Origin of the sequence: Halomonas sp. G11 (assembly GCF_001663515.1) — a bacterium.
GTDB lineage: Bacteria > Pseudomonadota > Gammaproteobacteria > Pseudomonadales > Halomonadaceae > Vreelandella.
Genome location: NZ_LYXG01000041.1, coordinates 1 through 21,186, shown reverse-complemented (window position 1 = coordinate 21,186; position 21,186 = coordinate 1). Strand labels below are relative to the sequence as shown.

26 protein-coding genes are annotated in these 21,186 nt (G+C 56.9%); 10 read left to right on the top strand and 16 right to left on the bottom strand.

The genetic code is table 11. The features are described from left to right. Positions 1–56 precede the first annotated feature (56 nt). The 6 genes from csiR to gabT all read left to right on the top strand — a co-directional run bounded on the left by csiR (position 57) and on the right by gabT (position 6,659). Complete coding sequence (gene csiR / locus ADS46_RS14610) at positions 57–746, top strand: DNA-binding transcriptional regulator CsiR (protein WP_082926099.1); 690 nt, start codon at positions 57–59, stop codon at positions 744–746. A gap of 129 nt (positions 747–875) precedes the next feature. Next, on the top strand, positions 876–2,054 hold the full coding sequence (locus tag ADS46_RS14605; RefSeq protein ID WP_066321278.1) for an acyl-CoA dehydrogenase: 1,179 nt from the start codon (positions 876–878) through the stop codon (positions 2,052–2,054). Positions 2,055–2,123: 69 nt separating this feature from the next. Then, positions 2,124–3,338 (top strand): CaiB/BaiF CoA transferase family protein, encoded by a 1,215-nt coding sequence (locus ADS46_RS14600; protein ID WP_066321277.1) that lies wholly within the window; start codon positions 2,124–2,126, stop codon positions 3,336–3,338. A 249-nt stretch (positions 3,339–3,587) separates the two neighbouring features. Next, a complete protein-coding gene (locus tag ADS46_RS14595) occupies positions 3,588–4,400 on the top strand; it encodes an EAL domain-containing protein (protein ID WP_066321276.1) in 813 nt (270 codons plus the stop codon). After that, on the top strand, positions 4,393–5,328 hold the full coding sequence (locus ADS46_RS14590; RefSeq protein WP_066321275.1) for a GGDEF domain-containing protein: 936 nt from the start codon (positions 4,393–4,395) through the stop codon (positions 5,326–5,328). Before ADS46_RS14595 ends, ADS46_RS14590 begins: the two co-directional genes overlap by 8 nt. Positions 5,329–5,384: 56 nt before the next feature. Beyond that, positions 5,385–6,659 (top strand): 4-aminobutyrate--2-oxoglutarate transaminase, encoded by a 1,275-nt coding sequence (gabT, locus tag ADS46_RS14585; RefSeq protein ID WP_066321273.1) that lies wholly within the window; start codon positions 5,385–5,387, stop codon positions 6,657–6,659. A 60-nt stretch (positions 6,660–6,719) separates the two neighbouring features. On the opposite strand, the gene ADS46_RS14580 is transcribed toward gabT, so the two are convergent. From ADS46_RS14580 to ADS46_RS14560, 5 genes are all read right to left on the bottom strand, one after another. After that, positions 6,720–6,968, bottom strand: coding sequence for a YkoF family thiamine/hydroxymethylpyrimidine-binding protein (locus ADS46_RS14580; protein ID WP_066321271.1), 249 nt, complete (start codon positions 6,966–6,968; stop codon positions 6,720–6,722). Between the two features lie 9 nt (positions 6,969–6,977). Next, complete coding sequence (locus tag ADS46_RS14575) at positions 6,978–7,805, bottom strand: alpha/beta fold hydrolase (protein ID WP_066321269.1); 828 nt, start codon at positions 7,803–7,805, stop codon at positions 6,978–6,980. Between the two features lie 111 nt (positions 7,806–7,916). Then, positions 7,917–8,963: a DNA polymerase IV gene (gene dinB / locus ADS46_RS14570; protein ID WP_066321268.1), complete on the bottom strand. Its 1,047-nt coding sequence runs from the start codon at positions 8,961–8,963 to the stop codon at positions 7,917–7,919. Between the two features lie 44 nt (positions 8,964–9,007). After that, the gene (locus ADS46_RS14565; protein WP_066321267.1) at positions 9,008–10,471 is read right to left on the bottom strand and encodes a protein adenylyltransferase SelO; all 1,464 of its coding nucleotides are present in this window, start codon (positions 10,469–10,471) and stop codon (positions 9,008–9,010) included. A gap of 50 nt (positions 10,472–10,521) precedes the next feature. Further along, on the bottom strand, positions 10,522–11,370 hold the full coding sequence (locus tag ADS46_RS14560; protein WP_066321266.1) for an NAD-dependent protein deacetylase: 849 nt from the start codon (positions 11,368–11,370) through the stop codon (positions 10,522–10,524). Between the two features lie 114 nt (positions 11,371–11,484). On the opposite strand from ADS46_RS14560, the gene ADS46_RS14555 reads away from it, so the two are divergent. The 3 genes from ADS46_RS14555 to ADS46_RS14545 all read left to right on the top strand — a co-directional run bounded on the left by ADS46_RS14555 (position 11,485) and on the right by ADS46_RS14545 (position 13,278). Next, the gene (locus ADS46_RS14555) at positions 11,485–12,678 is read left to right on the top strand and encodes a UbiH/UbiF/VisC/COQ6 family ubiquinone biosynthesis hydroxylase (RefSeq protein ID WP_082926098.1); all 1,194 of its coding nucleotides are present in this window, start codon (positions 11,485–11,487) and stop codon (positions 12,676–12,678) included. 89 nt (positions 12,679–12,767) lie between these two features. Continuing rightward, a complete protein-coding gene (locus tag ADS46_RS14550) occupies positions 12,768–13,022 on the top strand; it encodes a type II toxin-antitoxin system Phd/YefM family antitoxin (protein ID WP_066321265.1) in 255 nt (84 codons plus the stop codon). Further along, complete coding sequence (locus ADS46_RS14545) at positions 13,015–13,278, top strand: Txe/YoeB family addiction module toxin (RefSeq protein ID WP_066321263.1); 264 nt, start codon at positions 13,015–13,017, stop codon at positions 13,276–13,278. Before ADS46_RS14550 ends, ADS46_RS14545 begins: the two co-directional genes overlap by 8 nt. Positions 13,279–13,390: 112 nt before the next feature. Here ADS46_RS14545 and ADS46_RS14540 read toward each other — a convergent pair whose 3' ends face one another. Beyond that, a complete protein-coding gene (locus ADS46_RS14540) occupies positions 13,391–14,044 on the bottom strand; it encodes a DsbA family oxidoreductase (protein ID WP_066321262.1) in 654 nt (217 codons plus the stop codon). Positions 14,045–14,142: 98 nt separating this feature from the next. Between ADS46_RS14540 and ADS46_RS14535 the strand changes: the two genes are divergently transcribed. Further along, a complete protein-coding gene (locus ADS46_RS14535; RefSeq protein WP_066321261.1) occupies positions 14,143–14,565 on the top strand; it encodes a hypothetical protein in 423 nt (140 codons plus the stop codon). Positions 14,566–14,671: 106 nt separating this feature from the next. Here ADS46_RS14535 and ADS46_RS14530 read toward each other — a convergent pair whose 3' ends face one another. The 10 genes from ADS46_RS14530 to ADS46_RS19190 all read right to left on the bottom strand — a co-directional run bounded on the left by ADS46_RS14530 (position 14,672) and on the right by ADS46_RS19190 (position 20,937). Next, on the bottom strand, positions 14,672–15,142 hold the full coding sequence (locus ADS46_RS14530; RefSeq protein ID WP_066321260.1) for a hypothetical protein: 471 nt from the start codon (positions 15,140–15,142) through the stop codon (positions 14,672–14,674). 93 nt (positions 15,143–15,235) lie between these two features. Continuing rightward, the gene (locus tag ADS46_RS14525; RefSeq protein ID WP_066321258.1) at positions 15,236–15,859 is read right to left on the bottom strand and encodes a SagB/ThcOx family dehydrogenase; all 624 of its coding nucleotides are present in this window, start codon (positions 15,857–15,859) and stop codon (positions 15,236–15,238) included. A gap of 43 nt (positions 15,860–15,902) precedes the next feature. Continuing rightward, a complete protein-coding gene (locus ADS46_RS14520) occupies positions 15,903–16,871 on the bottom strand; it encodes a ribonuclease Z (RefSeq protein ID WP_066321253.1) in 969 nt (322 codons plus the stop codon). Positions 16,872–16,985: 114 nt separating this feature from the next. Beyond that, a complete protein-coding gene (locus ADS46_RS14515) occupies positions 16,986–17,279 on the bottom strand; it encodes a HigA family addiction module antitoxin (protein WP_066321251.1) in 294 nt (97 codons plus the stop codon). A gap of 59 nt (positions 17,280–17,338) precedes the next feature. Beyond that, positions 17,339–17,779, bottom strand: coding sequence for a hypothetical protein (locus tag ADS46_RS14510; RefSeq protein WP_066321250.1), 441 nt, complete (start codon positions 17,777–17,779; stop codon positions 17,339–17,341). 126 nt (positions 17,780–17,905) lie between these two features. Continuing rightward, a complete protein-coding gene (locus tag ADS46_RS14505; RefSeq protein WP_066321248.1) occupies positions 17,906–18,271 on the bottom strand; it encodes a cupin domain-containing protein in 366 nt (121 codons plus the stop codon). 34 nt (positions 18,272–18,305) lie between these two features. Beyond that, a complete protein-coding gene (locus ADS46_RS14500) occupies positions 18,306–18,836 on the bottom strand; it encodes a hypothetical protein (RefSeq protein WP_156524527.1) in 531 nt (176 codons plus the stop codon). Positions 18,837–19,031: 195 nt separating this feature from the next. Next, a complete protein-coding gene (locus ADS46_RS14495; RefSeq protein ID WP_066321246.1) occupies positions 19,032–19,496 on the bottom strand; it encodes a GNAT family N-acetyltransferase in 465 nt (154 codons plus the stop codon). Between the two features lie 92 nt (positions 19,497–19,588). Beyond that, positions 19,589–20,518, bottom strand: a complete 930-nt coding sequence (locus tag ADS46_RS14490) for an alpha/beta fold hydrolase (protein WP_234346842.1) — start codon at positions 20,516–20,518, stop codon at positions 19,589–19,591. Positions 20,519–20,532: 14 nt separating this feature from the next. Then, positions 20,533–20,937, bottom strand: coding sequence for a GFA family protein (locus ADS46_RS19190; RefSeq protein ID WP_082926097.1), 405 nt, complete (start codon positions 20,935–20,937; stop codon positions 20,533–20,535). Between the last annotated feature and the right edge of the window lie 249 nt (positions 20,938–21,186).

Sequence of the window (21,186 nt, the reverse complement as noted above, 5' to 3'; positions counted from 1 at the left end):
GCCGTTATTCTGCTGGTGCCGATATCATCCAGCCTTTACCAGGGAGCCCACACACCATGGAGCCAGACGCGCCGCGTCAGAACCTCGCCATTCGCGCCTACCGAATGCTCAAGCACGATATTATCCGCGGCCGCTTCGCGCCAGAACAGAAGCTGCTGATGAGCCGCCTCAAAGACGACTACGGGGTCAGCACCGGCCCGCTGCGCGAGGCGCTATCGCAGTTGGTGGCCGACCACCTGGTCGTGGCCATCAGCCAGCGGGGCTATCGCGTTGCCCCCATGTCGCTTGCCGAGCTCAACGATATCTACGATGCCCGCGCGCAGCTTGAGGGGCTCATTCTACGCCTGGCCATCGAACGCGGCGACGATGACTGGGAAGCCGACGTGCTGGCAGCGGCGCACCGGCTGGCCAAGGTCACTGCCATCAGCTCGCCGGATGAGCTGCTCGACGGCTGGGATCTGCGTCACAAAGCCTTTCATACCGCCATTGCCAGCGGCTGCAACTCACCGCATTTACTGCAAATGCGCGATACCCTGTTCAACCAGGTGGAGCGCTACCGCCATCTCTGGCTGCAGGAAACCGTCATGTCGCCCACGGCCCTGGAACAGAAGCGCCAGGAGCATGCGGCACTGGTCGACGTTATCCTAGCCCGGGATGCAGATCGAGCATCTATCCTGATGCGCGACCATTTGATGACGCCAGTGCCCATCATCACCCGTGTGCTCAAGGCACGCGGCATCGAATAAATTCTGCGTTTTAAAAAAATGTAGATATTTTAAAATAACGGCGATACATTGGCCGCAGCAACATATCGACCGCCACGTGATTGCCGTGGTCGCTTGCGGGCGCCTGCGGGACTGCACCAAGGAGTTCACATGTCACACTTCAACTGGGACGACCCGCTGCTGCTTGAGCACCAGCTGAGCGATGAAGAGCGCCAAATCCGCGACGCCGCCCACGACTACTGCCAGGAAAACCTTCAGCCCCGGGTGCTCAGCGCCTTCCGTGAAGAACGCTTCGACCGCGAGATCATGACCGAAATGGGCGAGCTTGGCCTGCTGGGCGCGACCGTTTCCCCCGACTACGGCGGCGCAGGCGTCAATCACGTCGCCTACGGCCTGATCGCCCGGGAAGTCGAGCGCGTGGACTCCGGCTACCGCTCCGCCATGAGCGTGCAGTCGTCGCTGGTGATGTACCCCATCGAGACCTACGGCTCCGAAGAACAGAAGCAGAAATTCCTGCCCAAGCTTGCCAGCGGCGAAATGGTCGGCTGCTTCGGCCTGACCGAGCCAGACCACGGCTCCGACCCCGGCAACATGATTACCCGGGCTGAGAAAGTTGACGGCGGCTACCGCCTGACCGGCGCCAAGATGTGGATCACCAACAGTCCGATTGCCGATATCGCCGTGGTCTGGGCCAAGTCGGTCGCCCACGACAACCAGATCAAGGGCTTTATCGTCGAGCGCGGCGTGGAAGGCTTCACCACGCCGAAGATCGAAGGCAAGGTTTCGCTGCGCGCGTCGATTACCGGCGAGATCGTGCTTGAAAATGCGTTTGTGCCCGAAGAGAACCTGCTGCCCAACGTCAGCGGCCTGAAGGGGCCCTTTGGCTGCCTGAACAAGGCCCGCTACGGCATTGCCTGGGGCGTGATGGGTACGTCTGAATTCTGCTGGCATGCTGCCCGCCAGTACACCCTGGACCGCAAGCAGTTTGGTCGCCCGCTGGCCGCCAACCAGCTGATCCAGAAAAAACTCGCCGACATGCAGACGGAAATCACCCTGGGGCTGCAGGCAGCGCTGCAGGTGGGCCGCCTGATGGATAGCGGCAACTGGGCGCCGGAAATGGTCTCGCTGATCAAGCGTAACAACTGCGGCAAGGCGCTGGATATCGCCCGTCAGTCCCGCGACATGCACGGTGGTAACGGCGTTTCTGACGAGTATGGCGTCATTCGTCACATGGTGAATCTGGAATCGGTCAACACCTACGAAGGCACCCACGACGTGCATGCCTTGATTCTGGGGCGCGCCCAGACCGGCATTCAGGCGTTCTTTTGATCACTGCCTTTCATCACTGTCTGTCAAGCACCAGACTTTGAGCACCTATCATCCATTACAGGAGCCTCTATGGGCGAGCTGACCAAACCCTTGGCCGGGATCAAGGTACTCGATATTTCCCGAGTGCTGGCCGGTCCATGGTGCGGGCAAATGCTGGCCGACATGGGGGCCGACGTGATCAAGGTGGAACGCCCAGGCTGCGGCGATGACACCCGTCACTGGGGGCCGCCCTGGCTCGCGGGCAGCGAAGAGTCGGCCTACTACCTGTGCGCCAACCGCGGCAAGCGCTCGGTCACGGTGGACATGGCGAAGCCCGAGGGTCAGGCGCTGATCAAGCAGATGGCGGCTGACAGCGACGTGGTGATAGAGAACTTCAAAGTCGGCGGCCTCAAGAAGTACGGTCTGGATTACGCAAGCCTCAAGGCGCTCAACCCAGGCCTTGTCTATTGCTCGATCACCGGCTTCGGCCAGGAAAGCCCCTACGCCCACCGCGCTGGCTACGACTTCATGATTCAGGCCATGGGCGGGATCATGAGCCTGACGGGCAAACCTGATGAAGAACCCGGTGGCGGCCCGGTCAAAAGCGGCGTGGCGTTTACCGACATTTTCACCGGTCTGTACGCCGCCAACGCGGTGCTCGCCGCTCTATACCAGCGCCGCGATACGGGTGTCGGCTGCCATATCGATATGGCGCTGATGGACGTTCAGGTAGGCGTGCTCGCCAATCAGGCCCTGAACTATCTAACCTCGGGCAACGTTCCCCAGCGGCTGGGTAACGCCCACCCCAATATCGTGCCTTACCAGGCCTTTGCCACCCAGGACGGCCATATGATTGTCGCCGTGGGTAACGACGAGCAGTTCAAGCGCTTTTGCTCGGTGCTTTCACTGCCCGCCCTGGCTGACGACCCCCGCTTTGCCACCAACGGCATGCGCGTTCAGCATCGCGATCAGCTGGTACCGGTACTCGAGGCGGCGCTTGCCCAGCGCCCCACCGACGACTGGCTGGCAAGGTTTGAAGCCGTGGGCGTGCCCAGCGGCCCAATCAATACTCTGGATCGGGTCTTCGACGATGCCCATGTCAAGGCGCGTGGACTGAAGCAGACGCTGCCCCACTCTCAGGCGGGCCAGGTTGATCTGGTCGCAAATCCGATTCGCATGAACGGTCAATCCATCAGCGCCAGCACGGCGCCGCCCTATCTCGGCGAGCACACCGACGACGTGCTGACCGGTATTGGCATTACCCCTGAACAGCGACAGGCACTGCGCGATGCGGGTATTATCTGAGTCTGGCCGATTTCATTTAAACGTCTATCCAACCGTACACTATCCAACGACCTATTAGGCTACTGTAAAAAGCAGCCTATCCCGGCGCTTTTTTGACTGATGTTCGTTGCCATCAAATACTGTACAATACATATACAAAAAGCTTACGGAAAGTTGACCAACTTTCAACAGTGACCTGTTATTGTTGGGTTAAGTAAGCAATGCCGCGCTTGTTTTGCCATTGGCGAGCGCAAGAGACCTGGAGACACGATGAGTCAGTGCGCGCGCGTGAACGGAACCTGCAAACGCTGTGAAGGCGAGCTGCCCTTCGATTTCACAATGGCCTTCCAGCCTATTGTGGATGTATCGCTTGCCAAAATTGACGCCTATGAGGCCCTGGTACGCGGACCGCAAGGTGAGTCCGCCTGGAGCGTTATTTCCCAGGTGACCGATACCCTGCTCTATCACTTTGACCAGGCGTGCCGGGTAAAAGCCATCGAAATGGCAAGCGCCCTCGATATGCCGACGGCGCTGTCGATCAACTTTTTACCCAACGCGGTGTATGAACCCAGGGCCTGCATCCAGGCGACACTGGATGTTTCTCAGCGCGTCGGCTGGCCGACTGACCGGCTGATCTTCGAAATTACCGAAACCGAGCGCGTGCGCGACCGCCAGCATCTATGCAACATTATCGATGCCTATCGCTCGATGGGGTTCAGGACGGCTCTGGATGATTTTGGTAACGGCTACGCCAATCTTGACCTGCTGACCGACCTCGTCCCCGATAAAATCAAGATAGACCGCGAACTGGTGATGAACTGTGACCATGATAATAGACGCCAGTCGCTGCTTCGTTCGATCATTCAACTGGCCGATGAGCTAGCCATCAAACTGATTGCCGAAGGCGTGGAAACCCACGCAGAGGCATTGTGGCTGGCCCGTGAAGGCATTCCCTGCCAGCAGGGGTTCTACTATGCGCGACCGGCCATCAATGCCCTGGCTGACGACAAAGCCTTGACGCAGCGCCTGATAGCGCTGCGCGAAGAATCACAACAGGCCAGCTTACAGGTACCCAATGACTAGTTCCGCCTCGCCAGACATTCATCAGCTTCTGGACCAATCTAAACGCAATACGGAAAACGTCATCAAGGCGGCGCCGCTGGGTATCTGCATTGTCGATCCCAATGGCAATTTTGAGATGGTCAACCCAGCCTACTGCGACTTTTACGGTTACGACGAAAAGGAGTTGTTGGGCCAGCCTTTTACAATTGTGTTTCCAGAAGAGCATCGCGACAAAATGCAGGCTTTACACGATGCATTTCTTGCGGGCAAAGAAAGCCATGAACTCCGCCAGGAACTTGAAGTACGCTGCAAGAATGGCGAAGTTCGCACCATTATCACCGAGGCTGCACGCATTGAAGGCGCTGATGGGCTACCACGAAAAGTCACTTTCATTGTCGATATCACCCAGCGCAAGCGGCTGGAACAGCGCCTTCAGAAAGCCAACGAGCGCCTGCACTACCTTGCCCACCATGACGAACTCACCGGCCTGTTGAACCGCCGGGCTGGCTTGCAGCGCCTGGAGCAGGAGCTAAGTCGAAGCTCGCGTTATGGGAGTCCACTCAGCGTTTCGATGTTTGATCTGGATAATTTCAAGGCGATCAACGATATCTACGGCCACGGCGTCGGAGACAATATTCTTCAAGAAGTCACGGCTAAAGTGAACGAGACACTGCGCGAGACCGATATCCAGATTCGCCTGGGCGGCGAGGAATTTCTGGTCATCATGCCCGAAGTGGATGCCGAAAATGCGCGGCAGGCCATGGAACGCGTGCGCAGTGCCGTTGCCGAGACAACGTTTACCCAGCGGGCCTTGACGGTTACGCTCTCCGCAGGCGTGGCAGGTTATGTCGAGGCCTCCACCACCCGGTTACTTGATCATGCCGATAAAGCCATGTATCAAGCTAAACAGTCGGGTCGCAATCGCGTTGTGGTCGCTTCATCCATGTAATCCTGCCTATTGCGCACTATGCTGAAGTCTATCCCCATCCACTCAGGAGTTGAACTATGAGTAATGCCGAGTTAAACGAGTTAAAAAACAAGTATGTTGCTGCTGGTGCCGCAAGCCCCGCCACTGCCTTTGCCGCCCGCGCGGAAAACGCTGAAGTATGGGACGCCGACGGCAACCGCTTTATCGATTTTGCCGGCGGCATTGGCGTATTGAACGTGGGCCATCGCCATCCCAAGGTCGTAGCGGCAGTCAAAGCCCAGCTCGACAAGGTGATGCATACCTGCCAGACGGTAATGCCCTATGAAGGCTATGTAAAAGTCGCCGAGAAGCTCAGCCAGATCGTCCCGGTTCGTGGCCACGCCAAGGTCATGCTGGCCAACTCCGGCGCCGAAGCGCTGGAAAACGCCATCAAGGTTGCCCGCGCCGCCACAGGACGCTCCAACGTGGTCTGCTTCGACGGCGGCTACCACGGCCGTACCTTCTACACCATGGCCATGAACGGCAAGGTCGCGCCTTACCAGACCGACTTTGGCCCGATGCCGGGCACCGTTTTCCGCGCCCCTTACCCCGTGCCTTACCACGGCGTAAGCGAAGACGAAGCCATCCGTGGCTTGAAAATGGCGCTGAAAACCGATGCCAACCCCAAAGATACCGCTGCTATCGTGCTGGAACCGGTACTCGGTGAAGGCGGGTTCTACCCAGCTTCTACCAGCTTCCTGACCAAGATCCGCGAAATCTGCGATGAGCACGGTATCTTGATGATCATCGACGAAGTACAGTCGGGCTTTGGCCGTACCGGCAAGATGTTTGCCATCGAGCACAGCGGTGTTGAGCCCGACATCATGACCATGGCCAAGAGCATGGCCGACGGCATGCCGATCTCCGCGATCGTGGGTACCGACAAGGTCATGGACGCTTCCGGCCCCAACTCGCTGGGCGGCACCTACACCGGCAGCCCGACCGCCTGTGCGGCTGCCCTTGCGGTAATGGAAGTGTTTGAAGAAGAAAACATTCTCGAGAAGAGCCAGGCGCTGGGCGAAAAGCTGGCGCAGCGCTTCAGCAGCTGGGAAAGCAAGTTCGCCTGCGTTGATAACGGCCGCAACATGGGTGCCATGGCCGCGTTTGAGCTGGTATCCGACAAGACCGACCGTACACCCAACCCAGAACTGGCCGCGGCGCTGTGCAAAAAAGCACGTGAAGAAGGGCTGATCCTGCTTTCCTGCGGCATGTACGGCAACACCATCCGCTTCTTGATGCCAGTCACCATTGAAGACAACGTCCTCAATGAAGGGCTGGATATTATCGAGTCCTGCCTGGATTCGCTGGTATAAGCGTTACCTTTATACCAGACCAAAACGCCGCCCAACCGGGCGGCGTTTTTGATGTTGGCGTTAACGAGGCCGCCGGTCGCCTTCTAGAAAGTTGGCGGTAAATACCGCTTTTCCATGGGTCTCGAACGACCACTTCATGACATCGCTCAGTGCTGCCATCACCTCGTCGAATTCACCAAACACCTGGGTGCTCATCCGGTTAGGGTGTACTTCGAGACCTGTCGCTTCCAGGCGTTTTACCACGTCTTTCACCACCGGCTTGAAATCCTCAGCCAGCGGGTAATAGCTAAGCTGTACGGAAAGATACATAACGTCTCCTTACGCTGTGTGGGAAGACTGACGCGTCTTGGCCAGACGGTGCCAGACATCCAGGATAGCGTCGCGGGTTTCCTCAGGGTGCTCCATGGGGAACATGTGCGTACCGGGAACACGGCTGACCGCCACCCCGAAACGCTGCAAACGCTTGATGCGTGACGCCGTCAGCAGGTCCGAGTTCTCCCCCGCCACGACTTCGACCGGCACGCTCAACCGACGCGGCAAACGGGTCAGGTGGTCCGGCAAATGACGGAAAATCTCTACCTCGATGCGCGGGTCAAACGTCAGCTCGGCACTGCCGTCGGCCAATACTCGGGTTCCTGCTTCAATGTAGTCGTTGAGCGCGTCCGGGGTAAAGCGCCGAAACAGCCCGCGGCGGCGCAGCGAGTTGGCCATGGCCTCGCGACTCGGCCATACCGTGCGTCGGCCCAGGGTTTTACCCGCAGGCGTCACCCGGTCGACAAACCCGAAGCGTTTGGCGGCCTTCATCGCCCAGGCATCCCGCCCCAGCATCAACGGCGGGTCGAGCATGATCACGCCACAGAAGCGCTCGGGCTGCTTATCTGCCGCCATTGCCATCAAGGTCCCGCCCAGCGAATGCCCAACGCCGAGCAGCGGCGTGTCGCTATCGGGAAGATAGCTCAGCAGCTCATCCACCAGGTTGCCCCAGTTATGATTGACCGGGTAATCCGGATGGTGCCCCAGGCGATCCAGCGGGTGCAGATCAAAGGACTCGGCCAGCGGATCAAGCAGGCTGCGATAGCTCAGACCGGGAAAGCCATTGGCATGGGCAAATACTAAGCGAGGGCGTGACGAGGTATCAGCAGGCATGGCAAGGCTCGTGGTGAAGTCGATAAGTCAGGGGAGAGAAACCATCTATCATACATCTGTTTTAATTCACTCTGTGCGCAGCGTCAATCCGACCAGGTGTTAACAGGCTAATTAAAACAGCGCCAGCTGTTGCACCTGCGTATTCTCCGCCAGCCGATAGCCTACGCCCAGCAGGCGCACGGGCCGCTCGCCCCGGTGCCAGCCCACGTTCAGCAGCGTTTCGAACTGGGCCAGGTTGGGGGCGGGGTCGGCGTGTTCCACGGTGGTCTGGGTGAAGTCGTTGAATTTCACTTTGACGATCAGCCCGCGCACCCCGAGCGGCGGGTCCAGCCTTGCGTAGCGGCGCTCCAAATCCTCGATCAGCCCCGGCAGTTCATGGCGACAGGCCTCAAGAGTGGGCAAGTCCTGAGAATAGGTTTGCTCGGTACTGATCGATTTGCGCTCGCGGTGGGTTTTCACCGGTCGATCGTCTCGCCCCCAGCTCAGTTCATGCAGCCGCCGCCCGAAACGGCCGAAGTGCTCGACCAGATCCGTAAGCGTACGGGCGCGCAAATCGGCACAGGTATGGATATCAAGCCCGGCCAGTTTTTCTGCCGTGCGCGGGCCAACGCCGTGGATTTTTTTCACTGACAGCTGCTGTACGAAGCCGTCCACCTCATCCGGTGTGATCACGCACAGGCCGTCGGGCTTGTTCCAGTCGCTGGCAATCTTGGCCAGAAACTTGTTCGGCGCCACACCTGCCGAGACGGTAATGCCTACCTCGCGGCTGACCCGCTCACGGATCGCCTCGGCCATGAGCGTCGCGCTGCCGTGATGCTGGGTAACCTCGGAGACATCCAGAAAGGCTTCATCCAATGAAAGTGGCTCGATAAGCTCGGTAACGTCGCGATAGATGGCAAACACCTGCCGCGCGACGGCTTTATACTTGGCCATATCGCCGCGAATGACCGTTAAATGCGGGCAGCGCTTGAGCGCCTGGGCCATGGGCATTGCCGAGTGAATGCCGTATTCCCGGGCGGGGTAATTGCAGGTGGCGACCACCCCGCGCTGCTCCACGCTGCCACCAATCGCGATGGGAATATCGCGCAGCGCCGGGTTGTCGCGCATCTCCACCGCCGCGAAAAAACAGTCACAGTCGCAGTGAATAATTTTGCGCACTGGCTACCTTTATACACTGTAAAAAACCACAGCTTATCATAGCATCAGGTACCGCAGAACGTCCGCAGCACCTGCTCGTTTTCCGTCGCCGGTGCCGCCAAGCGGCGCGCTTCAACGGTGTCATCAAACGGCTTGGTCACTACCGCGAGTAGCGTATGGAACGGCGTGAAATCGCCCTCGACCGCCGCATCAATGGCCTCTTGAACGCGATGGTTGCGGGGAATCACCACCGGGTTGGCGCGCTGCATGGCCGCCAGGCGGTCGGTATTTTGGCTGGCCACCTGGGCCGCTTGCCACTGGGTGAGCCATTCACCTAGCGCCTCGGGGTTCTGCGTTAGCGCCAGCACGTCCTCACGTCTCTGGTCACTGGGCGACGCGACGTATTGCTTCAGTGCATCAAAGGTGGCGGTCATGTCCATCCGGCCCTGGTGCATCTGGCTTTCCAGCCCTTCCATCAATGCCTCGGCCTGGTCACTTTCCGCTTCCAGGCCGAGCTTATCGGCATGCAAGCGGCGTTGTTCGGCGTTAAACAACGGATCGAAATGGCGGATAGCATCGGTGGCTTTTTCGACCAACGCATCGCCCTCACCGTCTATCAGCGGCAGCAATGTCTCGGCGAAGCGGGCCAGGTTCCACTGGGCAATTGCCGGTTGGTTGGCAAACGCGTAGCGGCGGCCTTCATCGATGGAGCTATACACCTTCTGGGGATTGAACTGCTCCATGAAAGCACAGGGGCCATAATCGATGGTCTCCCCCGCCAGGCTGCAGTTATCGGTGTTCATCACCCCATGAATAAAGCCGATGCTCAGCCAACGGGCAACCAATTCCGCCTGGCGGGCAACCACCGCCTCAAGCAGCGCCATGTAGGGGTCGTCTGCCGAGGCAGCCCCCGGGTAGTGGCGTTCAATGACATGGTCCGCCAGGGCCTTTAGCGCCGCTTCATCCTGGCGGGCAGCGATAAATTGAAACGTCCCGGCGCGAATATGGCTGCTGGCCACGCGGGTAAATACCGCCCCCGGCTCGGGCAGTTGGCGCACCACCCTCTCACCGGTGGTAACGGCCGCCAGCGCGCGGGTGGTAGGAATCCCTACGGCGGCCATAAACTCGCTGACCAGATATTCCCGCAGCACCGGCCCCAAGGGCGAGCGGCCATCGCCACCGCGGGAAAACGGCGTACGGCCGCTGCCCTTGAGTTGCACGTCGCGGCGCTTGCCGTGCTGGTCGATCACTTCGCCCAGCAGCAGCGCCCGGCCATCGCCCAGTTGTGGCACAAAGTTGCCGAACTGGTGGCCCGCGTAGCCCAGGGCACCCGGCTTGGCCCCGGGCGGTAACTGGTTACCGCTGAACCACTCGGCAAGCGTGGGGGCATCAGGGATGTCCTGGGCGCCCAGTTCGCGGGCGAGCGGCGCGTTAAACGCAATCAGCTCCGGGTGGGCAACCGGCGTTGCCTGGCTGGCAACCCAGAGCGGTTCCGGTAAGGTGGCATAACGATGTTCAAATGACAGCATGAGACGATCCAGATGCTAGCGAATAAGATATGTCCTAATACCCTAGCATTTTACTCAAGTAAACGCGCCTGCAGACAACTAACAGCCTCCTCCAGCACTGGCGTTAACGGTGCGCGCCACTGATAGGTAAGCATGGCATCGGCGCGGGTCACGCCCAGGGATAGCGAGGCAACGGGCAGGCCCATTCCATGCGCTTCGCGGCAGAAGCGGTAGCCGGAATAGACCATCAAAGACGTTCCCACGGCCAGCACTGCCTGGGCGTTTTGCAAGCCAGCCTGGGCGGCGACCCGCCGAGCAGGCGGGACCACATCGCCGTAATAGACCACGTCTGGTTTGAGAATCCCGCTGCAACGCGGGCAATCGAACACTGTAAAGTCTGAAAAATCGGTTTCCAGATCCGCGTCGCCATCCGGTGCATGACCGGCATCCAGGGCGGCAAAACGCGGGTTGAGGTGTGCCATTTCACTGTGCATGGCGTGGCGCATCATATGGTAGCCGCAGGTCATGCAACTGACGGTATCGGCCCGGCCGTGCAGGTCGATGACCTTTTTGGACCCCGCCCGCTGATGCAGGCGGTCCACGTTCTGGGTGACCAACAGCTCCACATAACCCATGGCTTCCAATGCGGCCAGTGCCTTGTGCGCACCGCTCACCTGGGCCCCGCTCAGCGCCTTGAAGCCGACCAACGCCCGCGCCCAGTAGCGCTGGCGCACCGCATGCGAAGCCATGAAATCGCCGTGCTGAACCGGCGGTGAACGCTTCCACTGGCCATCGGCATCGCGATAGTCAGGAATCCCGCTGTCGGTGCTCACGCCCGCGCCGGTAAGAATCCAGAGTTTTGGGTAGCGCGCGATAAAGCCAGCCAGTTCTTCACCTGCCTGGGTCACGCTATCGGTCATGTCCACTGCCTGCGTCAAATGTTCACCCCTAGGCAATTCTGCTCTCGCTAGACGATACTGTATGACAACGGCAACGCCTACTCTGTGCCAAGCTTTTTATCCGAGGAGCCACTTATGCAAGGGTCTGATCAACGGACGATGCGGGATCATGATGTGATTATTGTTGGCGGCGGCATGGTCGGCGCCGCACTGGCGGCCCGGCTGGGCAATGCGGGCCAATCGGTCGGGCTGATCGAACAAGGCGATGCTCCTGCAGCGCCCGAGGGCGACTACGACCTGCGTATCTCATCGTTGAATGCGCGCTCGCTTACGTTTATCAATGCCAGCGGCACGCAACTGCCCGAGGAACGCTGCTGCCCCTTCCGGCATATCGATGTGGCCAATCAGGATGGCACCGGCCACTCGCTTTTCTCTGCGGCTGACAGCGGTATGGAAGACTTCGGCATCTTTGTCGAAAACCGCACGCTCCAGTACGCCCTCTGGCAGCGTTTGGCCGACCTCCCCGGCGTGACCTGCTATACCCAGTGCGCCCCGGCAAGCACCCTGACCACGGGCGATTCGCGCCTGCTCGAGCTGGATAACGGCAAGACGCTAACCGCCGCGCTGATCGTCGGGGCCGACGGTGCGCGCTCCACCCTGCGTGAGCTTGCTGGCATCAGCGTGACTCACTACAACTACCACCAGCGGGCGATGATCATTAACGTGGAGACCGAGCTGCCCCAGCAAGACGTCAGTTGGCAGGTCTTCACCCCCACCGGCCCCATGGCCATGCTCCCGCTGCCCGGCAAGCGCGCATCGCTTGTGTGGTACGACAGCGACGAGGCCACCAAGACGCGGGAAAAGCTGGACGATGACGCGCTCAAGACAGACATCGAAGACGCCTTCCCCGAGCGGCTGGGCAAGCTCACCCGTATCGTGGCGCGCGCCAGCTTCCCCATCAAACGCCAGCACGCCAAACGCTATATCGGCAAACGCCTGGCGCTGATCGGCGACGCCGCCCACGTGGTGCACCCGCTGGCGGGACAAGGGCTGAACATTGGCCTGCACGACGCCGATACTCTGGCCGAGCTGATCATCCACGGCCGCGACCCCGGCGACCATATCAACCTGCACCGTTTCGAGGTGCAGCGCCGCCTGGCCAACCAGGCGATGATCGCCGCCACCGACAGCTTCCACCATCTGTTTACCGGCGCCAAGCCACTGCGCCAACTGGGTGATCTCAGCCTGCATATCGCCGAGCGCATCCCCTTCGCCAAACGCATGATGATGCAGCAGGCCAACGGGCTGAATCCGTTCAAACGGCGCTAGTGCGCTGACAGCAACTCATGTTCAGCTTACTGTACAAGTCAGGCACTTAAGCCTAGACTTGTACGGTCAGCTGTACAATGGGAGGTTCCATGAGAATTGTATCGTTCACAGAAGCTAGAAATGGCCTGAAAGCGGTATTGGACGACGTAATTAATGATGCCGATACCACCGTTATTACGCGCCGGGATTCAGAAGACGCCGTCGTGATGTCGTTAGACTATTACAACAGCCTGATGGAAACGGTGCACTTGCTGCGTTCGCCCGCCAACGCAGAGCACCTTAATCGCTCCATTGAGCAGTTTAAATCAGGGCAAACAACGCAAAGAGATTTGGTGGATGAGTAGTCGTCTACTGTCGTGGACAGACGAGGCGTGGAACGACTATGTGTACTGGCAAACGCAGGACAAAAAGACCCTCAAGCGGATCAATAAACTTATCAACGATGCAAAACGCTCCCCTTTCGAGGGGTTGGGCAAGCCAGAACCTCTGAAGGAAAACCTGGCTGGCTTCTGGTCTCGTCGAATCGACGACACTAACCGCTTGGTTTATGCCGCTGACGAGCGTTCCATTACGATTATTTCGTGTCGTTATCATTACTAGCGTCAGGCTGACGTGAAGCGCGTAACCGCCCACCAACTGGCTCAAAGGAGCACTTAAACGAGTCAGGCTCCATGTGATGGACTGCTAGCGCCATATTGATTTCACCTGAGCGTTAGCGGTTAGCGTTTTCCTCGGCCACCTGACGAAGCGCATCGATAAGCACGTCGGCGGGCTGGGCACCAGAAATCAGGTAGCGCCCTTCGAGAATAAAGCCTGGCACCGCGCTCACGCCTGCTTCCATGAATCGCTGTTCTGCCGCACGAACTTCTTCCGCGTATTGATCGGACCGGGCGATGGCCTCGGCAGCGTCACCGTCAAGCCCGACCTCAACGGCCTTCTCTCGCAGAACCTCTGGATCTGAAGGGTTCTTCGCCTCACCGAAGTAGGCATCAAATAATGCCAATTGCAGGGGCGTCTCCAGGTTCTGCGTTGCGGCCCATGCAAGCACGCGGTGGGCAGCGAAGGTATTGTTCGCCCGACGCTCCTGGGCGCCACGAAAATTTAACCCAAGCTCTTCGGCCACCGCCATGATCTCACGCTGGGACTGCGCCATGCTGGCAGCATTCTTGCCGTATTTGCGGCACAAGTGCTCCAGGATCGGCTCGCCCTCGGGCGGCATGTCCGGGTTGAGCTCGAAGGGCTGCCAGTGGAGTTCAACGTCAATCTCGCCATCAAGGGTTTCTAGCGCTTGTTCCAAGCGCCGGTAGCCGATCGCGCACCACGGGCATGCCACATCGGACACCAGGTCAATTCTTACCTTTTGCATTTTGTTTCCCCTTCGACATATCCCAAAATTCGATCAAACTAAATAAAGCATGTTACGTGTATATAGGGCGTAACGGCAGTACTGATAAGGAGACAGCCATGGCAAAAGCAGCGTTAGCGTTAAGCTTCCTATTACTTATCAGCGGTTGTGCTCATGATAGACATACCGAAACCTACGGCGTTACCGACCCAAGCACGTCAGTCGAACAAAGCGCGCCCCACCATCAGATGACCGACCAGTGGGTCGGCCGATGGACCGGCGTAGAAGGGTTATTCCTGGAAATCAGCAAGGACGAGTCGGCAGGCCCGGGCCATTATCGACTTCACATGCGCTACGGCCTGGATGCCGATCAAATCGGTACCTTCGAAGGGCAGGCCACCGACGAGGGCATTCGCTTCAACCGCGGGGACGGCCCACAGATGCTTCTTGCGGGCGACGGCGAAGCCACCGGTATGAAGTGGCTAATGGAAAAAGAAGACTGCCTGGTAGTAGCAACTGGTGAAGGCTATTGCCGCGACTGACCTGCCCGGCACCCTTTCAATCAGCGGCGACAAATTTGGGCCATGCCCGACATCGCCCGCCTTCTGGGTCACCTGCCCGGTGTAGGCGGCTTCATGTGCCAGCCCCCTACACACGTCGCAGCCCGACCAGCAACACCCATAGCCTTTGAATACCCACAGACCCCACAAAAAGGACCAGCCCCATCGCTAAAGAGGCTCCCCCTCGCCATAATAAATAAGGGTTGGCACTTGAGTGCTGTTGCGCAAAACTCTCGCCAAGGGAAACGACACCGGTGGCAATAAAGTAAATACCGATAAGCGCCGTTCCAACCGCCATCAAAGCGCGAACGCCTATCGACACGCTTGCCTCGTCTGGCACCAGCCAACCCGCCAGCTTCTCGCGTAGCAACATAAGACCAACGCCAATCAGCGTGTAACTAAAAAAGTGCACCACGTGGATCATTAAGACACTAGCGGGTATATCCCCCTGATCAGAAAACACCATAAATAACGATGAAACGACCTCAGGCAATCGACGTAACGTCATCCATAACCCCATTAGCGCAATCAGGCTTGCGACCAGCGGGCGTGTTTGCATCCTTGGCATAGATCCCCCTGTACGAAAAGCGTTGTAGCTTGAGTGGCGAAGCGGTGCAAGGGCCATCAGCGTGACGCGCATCGTTATGCGCTGCTAGACATCCGGCCGTTGCCCAATACACAGCAGTGCCGTCGGCTCCAAGTCTGAGGGTAATCTCAGTGCTTGCTTCACCTTCAAATCATCAAACCCAGCCACTAGGACACAGCCAACTCCGAGAGCCGTACTCAAAAGATGGATATTCTGCGCTAAAGCACCCACTTCCATATACACATAGCGAGCACCGCGTTCCCCCTGAGGTGGCTGACATTCAAAGTGCTGAACCGCCTCCCCCAGTTTCGCTGTAACGCCGATGACGATAGCCGCCTCTTTCAACCATGGTTGATCGCCGATACCTAGCTCTAGCATAGTGTCTTCCGGCACACGATCACCGACAAGCTTCAGCGAATGGCTGTCATCCATATACTCATAAATACCAGGCTCAAGCCCTGATACTCGTTGCACCGCGATTCGTAGATGGAGCGGGTATACCCCTCCGGCCGATGGCGTTGTTCTTTTTTGGTCTGGACCGGTGCTTCCCTGAGCCGACCAAAGCAACTGGGACAAGAGGCCTAAGGGTAAAGGCGCCTTTGAGTAATGCCTTATACTGCGACGAGCCTCAATACAGCCAACCAATGGTTCAGCGTTTTGCAATTCTGGTACAGGTAACTCGAAGATCATGCATTGACTCCCTATGCATAAGGTAGAGCAAAACGGCGGGGCGTCAGGGACTTCCGTCTACCACTTCAGAAAAGTGCCCCGACTTGCTCAGTGTGAATTCAAGAAAATCCCGCGCTAAATAAAGCGAGCCGGAATAGACGCTCAGGGCTTCTTTGCGGATGTCTTCAATGGAAGGCGATGCGTGGGGGTTGGGCTGGTAACGGGGGCTGAAGTGGGTCAGCACCAGGTTTGGAAGCTTCACCGATTCTGCAAACGTGGCGACCTGCTTGGCATAGCTATGCCCAAAGTCACCGGCCTTTTCGGCCATGGCTTCAGTGTAAGTCGCTTCATGCACCAGGACATGCGCCCCCGCGCATGCTTCCGACAACAAGTCGGGCTGGTCATTGTCCCCGGCAATCGCGACTTTTCTGGGTTTGTGTTTGGAGATCAGGAAGTCACGGCTTTGTAACCGCTCGCCCGCGAACTCGATATCAACGCCCTGTTTCAACTGCCCCCACAACGGCCCTCTGGGAATGCCCTTTTGCGTCAGCTTATCCACATCCAGTGCCGACTCGACCTTTTGCTCCGTGAACCCATAGGCATAGGACGGCGCCCGGTGCGAAAGCCTGTAAGTGGTAACCGCGATGCGCTCAAACTCGACGCTTGGCAGATCATCAGAATCGACAAATTCCAAGGCGAAGGGTAACGATAGCTGGGTGGCCTCAAAGGTGGCGTCCAGCCATGCCTTGATGCCCGTGGGCGCCACAATAGTCAGCGGCAGTGTTCGGCCATTCATGGCCGCACTCGCCAGTAGGCCCGGCAACCCATAGCAGTGGTCGCCGTGCACGTGGGTAATCAGGATGGCGTTCAGTGAATTCAGCGACAGCTTGGTGTGCAGGATCTGATGCTGGGTGCCCTCACCACAATCGATCAGATACCAGCCCTTCCCCTTGCTCTCACGCAATGCGACCCCGGCGACGTTTCTGCTTTTTGTTGGTACACCGGCGGAAGTGCCGAGGAAGAGTAAATTCATAGTTTGGTTGTGATCTCTCTAGAACCCAAAACATGGGCTGTCAGCATATGGATTTCCGATAGGATCGGCTTTCGGGCCTTTTACCGCAGAACGCAGTGACCGCGGATGCGTTCGTTAAGCGGCTTCAAAATCCAAAGGGTGAAGATCGTCCAAATTAAGTGTGCCGCGAGCCATCCATAGGTCATACATATCCTGCATTGCCAGCCAGCTTTCCGGGGTGCGCCCGAGAACCTTCGACAGACGTAAAGACATTTCAGGGCTGATACCGCTATTCCCTTTGAGCAATCGTGACAGCGTAGAGGGTGAGACGCCTAAACTGGAAGCCAACTGGCGAGAACTGATACCAAAAGGTTCCAAGTATACCTCCCGAATGAATTCACCAGGATGCGGCGGGTTATGCATCGTCATCAGTGATAATCCTCATAATCAAGAATGTAAGCGTTGCCGTCCCATGATGAGGGGTAGGGTCATTGATCCCGAGCCTTACTAATGAAACCCTCTATCAGAGTGTTTGCACGCTCAACATCCCGTTCGTAAATGAATAGATGATCAAACACGGCACCGCACTGGGGGCCTGCCTTGATCCCTTCATTATTTAGCAATTCTAAAACAGGACGAAGGAATCCGATGACGTCGAATGGAAGGTCTCCATCCGTTGAAACGACACGGAACGGACCGAAGTAACCCCTGACAGGGACTTCGGATTTCAAGCGTTCAAATGCTATTTCCTCGACTATCGCCGACACACCCGCTTGGTCGCGAATCAAACAGCTATAGCGGCCATCACATTCGACAAACACGCTAGCAGCATCAGCGGCGGATACATCTCCTAGCTCTAACATCCAGTACCGTTCAGGCCAGATTTTCAACTTCATATTCGCCCATACTGCAATCGGATCAATAGACATCAAACCCTCCTATTAGACGGCCACCCAATACCTGGAGCATACGCGCCCATGAAATGGAGCCGAGGGCGAAATGTAAAGGGCGCCGCCGTGCTTGGCCTTGTTAGCGAAACGACGGCATGACCACCACTATACCCAGACATCATTTTCCGCCTGGAGCTCTCCGCCAGAGTCTCCGGTATTCACCACGCCTCGGGGCTCAATTAGGAGAACATGACACTCACTTTCAGCGAAGGGTCTATGTTCCACCCCTTTGGGTACTACATACATTTCGCCCTCGGATAGATGAACAGTACCTCCTCGAAGTTCGATGCCCATTGCACCTTTGACGACCAGAAAAACCTCGTCCGTATCCTGATGGTCATGCCAGACAAAATCGCCCTGAAACTTTGCCAGCTTGAGCTGATAATCGTTCATTTCAGCGACCACACGTGGCGACCAGTACTCAGAAAACTTTCTGAATTTTTCGGCTAAATTAACTACGTCTGACTGCATTGGAATGCCCCCTGTTGTCTCGCTAACGTTGCACTCAGTCGCGGCGGGCCACATTACGAACCGCGGTCGGCTGGACCACATGGTTGGAAGGCGGCTCGCCAAACCATTGGTGAAAAGCGTGCGGCAAGCGCTCTTCCGTTATCCCTCGCGCCAAGAATATCTCAAACACGAAGCGTCTAATGATTTCGGGATACTCTACCGCTTGCTCGAGCGAGAGCGCTTGGAAGGCAGACATATCAGCCATGCCATGGACGTACAAAGGGCCAGGCAATTCAATTGATTCATGCGAGGAAACGAAATGCATGAGTGCATTCCTGTGATTCTTGAGATCCAGGAATCGCTTCACATTCGGGGTTGACTCATCCAATCGTACTCCCAGCACATTTTCAGGCCATTTCTTGATCTTCGCATCCAATGAACGACGTCTCTCGATATCCTTCAGCACCCGATCTCTGTGAGTACGAAACTCGTCCTCTTCGACAACCACACGGAAGAACGCATTGATAAACGTCTCCACCACCGACACCGCAAGGAAAAGTGCAAGTGCGAGTTCCTGCTTCTGCACCCGATCAGGCTCGTCCGTAGGCACTCGTCTTATCTGTCGCTGTAGGCATTCGTAGTAGTGCCATATCAAGGAATGCGGGCTTGCTAGTGTCCGTGTATCTGACATGCTCTCCCCCCTTTTAACGACCGCAGCACGCGAGGCTTTGTAGTGGAGGCGCAGCTGCGACGAATAAGGTTGTCGCATTGCCTGCGCTGGTTAAGAGGCGATCTGCTTGTACATGACATCGACGGTCACGCCCTTGTATTCGCATCGCTCCATATGGTTCCAGCCGAGCTTCTCATAAAGTTTCGAGGCGAACTCGGTGCATAGATACCAGACATTAGCATTTGAGCGAGCTGCCTCAGCTTCGCACCGAGCAATCAATTTCGTTGCTATTCCCTGATGCAGGAAGCCCTCTTTCACATAAACTGCTGACAGCCAAGGGGATAAATCCGGTTTTGTGTCCATATCGTTCTGTACTAGCGCAGCCGAACCAACAAGCTGCCTTCCTGACATTGCAATAAAAATTGAAGGAATACCCTCTCGTCCTGCAGCATCAGAGATTGCTTCGGCTCGCCCTTGCAAAGTCAGCGAAGGGTTCAAGTGCTTCCACTCCGCATGATGAAGCTCCGCCAACTCAGCAATGAATTCCCTTTTATCTGCTAGAGGAACGATTTCCACAGTCTTTGCCTCTCAACACAGAGCGCACCGATAGCCTTACAGAGCGAAACGGCTTAAAAGCCATCCGCGTGACGCGACGGGTTATTTAGTTTTTAAGCCTGAGCAAAATCCAAAATTTCCTTCGCCAACTCCTCAGGCCTTTCTTCAATGACAAGGTGGCCCGCATCATCAATCACACGAAGAGCCGATCCCGGAATCATGCCATGGAGCTCTTCCCCACGCTCCAGAGGTATCCAGCTATCCTCCCGCCCCCAAAGAATCAAGGTAGGTGTCGTAATCGTAGGATAAAGAGACTGAACCTCGTCGGTATATTTGGAGTCTGCTTGAGCCATCTGACGATAGAAAGCCGTCTTACCTTGCTCGCCAGTCCACGGCGAAACGATTCCTTCTAGTGTTGCCTCATCAAGTGGCTTGAAGGCAGCCGTTTGCACATAGGTCCGAACCACAGCTTCGTGAATATAGTCTGGCAGCCCTGAAAAAGCGGCTTCATGCCTATTCACATGGCGGAAAAAAGGTGAGCCCCAAGGAGAGACTGCAACCGGGTCAATCAGAATAATCTTTTTAAAAGACCGCTCATTGAGAAGGTTAGCCCGGAGAGCTGTAGCGCCGCCAAAGTCGTGACCGACAACAATCGGATTATCCAATTGCCAATGGGTTAGCAACCCATCCAAAACCTCATTCTGCACGCCCAACGAAACATCGCCTTCCGTCGTACACGACTGACCATAGCCCAGCAAGTCAAAAAAGTAGACCGTGTACTCTTCGGACAGTTTTCGAATTAAATGTCGCAGATTGAACGATGACCAGGGCGTTCCGTGAATCAAAACCATTGGCGGGCCTTCGCCTAACCGGCCATAACGAACTTCGCGCCCTTGATAATCATAAGAATTTGAAAGCTCCCACCTGCTCATTGCTCGAGCTCCTTTTGTAAATAACGCCCGCAAATCACCGACGCCAAGAAAGCAGAGAGAAGCGGCGCTTTTTGCGTTCGAGTGCATTGGCCTTGTTTGGCCAATCTTCATACCTGCTCATGAATTTAATAACCTAGGGACGGCGGTCCTTCTGGATGTTGGGGGAGATCATCGGCGATCTCTAGCCACGGCTGCTTCGAAGATACCCAAAAATGCATATCTGGATTGAAAAGTGATGGATCTTCGAGACTTCCAGCCGTCAACCCAATGACTCCAGCAGAAGCACGCCGGGAAAATATGCTTGAACCACAATGCGAGCAAGAACCTCGCTCCAGGGTTTCTGATGAGTAAAATGTGCTAACTGGGCCAATGATAGAAACATCTTCAATACGCATTAGTACGCGGGCGTTAAAAGCCGCTCCGATAGCTTTTTGACATTCTCTACAGTGACACACTCGCTGATTCAATGGATCAGCAGTCGTTTCGTAACGAACGGCTTTACATAGGCACCCGCCGCGAAATTTGATCATTTAGCTAGCCCTCCTTCGGTAACAGCCTAATGCCTGAACTCAGTTGTCGGCCTCAGCGCACCAGCGCTATGGGCGATCAACTGCAGCGATTTGTTAGGAGCCTATCTACAGCTTCCAAAATGAATGATATGCGTTCATCAATGTTACTACGCGGAACTTCCAATGTTTTGTAACCCCACTGCAGATACCACGGTAATCCCCCCGAAAAACCAGAGTGTTCAAAAGTAGAATTTTCCGTAAGCTAAGCGC

Bases quoted from the DNA above. Each gene is read 5' to 3' on its own strand.
- csiR (WP_082926099.1), top strand. From the start codon at position 57: ATGGAGCCAGACGCGCCGCGTCAGAACCTCGCCATTCGCGCCTACCGA.
- ADS46_RS14605 (WP_066321278.1), top strand. From the start codon at position 876: ATGTCACACTTCAACTGGGACGACCCGCTGCTGCTTGAGCACCAGCTG.
- ADS46_RS14600 (WP_066321277.1), top strand. From the start codon at position 2,124: ATGGGCGAGCTGACCAAACCCTTGGCCGGGATCAAGGTACTCGATATT.
- ADS46_RS14595 (WP_066321276.1), top strand. From the start codon at position 3,588: ATGAGTCAGTGCGCGCGCGTGAACGGAACCTGCAAACGCTGTGAAGGC.
- ADS46_RS14590 (WP_066321275.1), top strand. From the start codon at position 4,393: ATGACTAGTTCCGCCTCGCCAGACATTCATCAGCTTCTGGACCAATCT.
- gabT (WP_066321273.1), top strand. From the start codon at position 5,385: ATGAGTAATGCCGAGTTAAACGAGTTAAAAAACAAGTATGTTGCTGCT.
- ADS46_RS14580 (WP_066321271.1), bottom strand. From the start codon at position 6,968: ATGTATCTTTCCGTACAGCTTAGCTATTACCCGCTGGCTGAGGATTTC.
- ADS46_RS14575 (WP_066321269.1), bottom strand. From the start codon at position 7,805: ATGCCTGCTGATACCTCGTCACGCCCTCGCTTAGTATTTGCCCATGCC.
- ADS46_RS14565 (WP_066321267.1), bottom strand. From the start codon at position 10,471: ATGCTGTCATTTGAACATCGTTATGCCACCTTACCGGAACCGCTCTGG.
- ADS46_RS14560 (WP_066321266.1), bottom strand. From the start codon at position 11,370: ATGACCGATAGCGTGACCCAGGCAGGTGAAGAACTGGCTGGCTTTATC.
- ADS46_RS14555 (WP_082926098.1), top strand. From the start codon at position 11,485: ATGCAAGGGTCTGATCAACGGACGATGCGGGATCATGATGTGATTATT.
- ADS46_RS14550 (WP_066321265.1), top strand. From the start codon at position 12,768: ATGAGAATTGTATCGTTCACAGAAGCTAGAAATGGCCTGAAAGCGGTA.
- ADS46_RS14545 (WP_066321263.1), top strand. From the start codon at position 13,015: ATGAGTAGTCGTCTACTGTCGTGGACAGACGAGGCGTGGAACGACTAT.
- ADS46_RS14540 (WP_066321262.1), bottom strand. From the start codon at position 14,044: ATGCAAAAGGTAAGAATTGACCTGGTGTCCGATGTGGCATGCCCGTGG.
- ADS46_RS14535 (WP_066321261.1), top strand. From the start codon at position 14,143: ATGGCAAAAGCAGCGTTAGCGTTAAGCTTCCTATTACTTATCAGCGGT.
- ADS46_RS14530 (WP_066321260.1), bottom strand. From the start codon at position 15,142: ATGCAAACACGCCCGCTGGTCGCAAGCCTGATTGCGCTAATGGGGTTA.
- ADS46_RS14525 (WP_066321258.1), bottom strand. From the start codon at position 15,859: ATGATCTTCGAGTTACCTGTACCAGAATTGCAAAACGCTGAACCATTG.
- ADS46_RS14520 (WP_066321253.1), bottom strand. From the start codon at position 16,871: ATGAATTTACTCTTCCTCGGCACTTCCGCCGGTGTACCAACAAAAAGC.
- ADS46_RS14515 (WP_066321251.1), bottom strand. From the start codon at position 17,279: ATGACGATGCATAACCCGCCGCATCCTGGTGAATTCATTCGGGAGGTA.
- ADS46_RS14510 (WP_066321250.1), bottom strand. From the start codon at position 17,779: ATGTCTATTGATCCGATTGCAGTATGGGCGAATATGAAGTTGAAAATC.
- ADS46_RS14505 (WP_066321248.1), bottom strand. From the start codon at position 18,271: ATGCAGTCAGACGTAGTTAATTTAGCCGAAAAATTCAGAAAGTTTTCT.
- ADS46_RS14490 (WP_234346842.1), bottom strand. From the start codon at position 20,518: ATGAAGATTGGCCAAACAAGGCCAATGCACTCGAACGCAAAAAGCGCC.
- ADS46_RS19190 (WP_082926097.1), bottom strand. From the start codon at position 20,937: ATGATCAAATTTCGCGGCGGGTGCCTATGTAAAGCCGTTCGTTACGAA.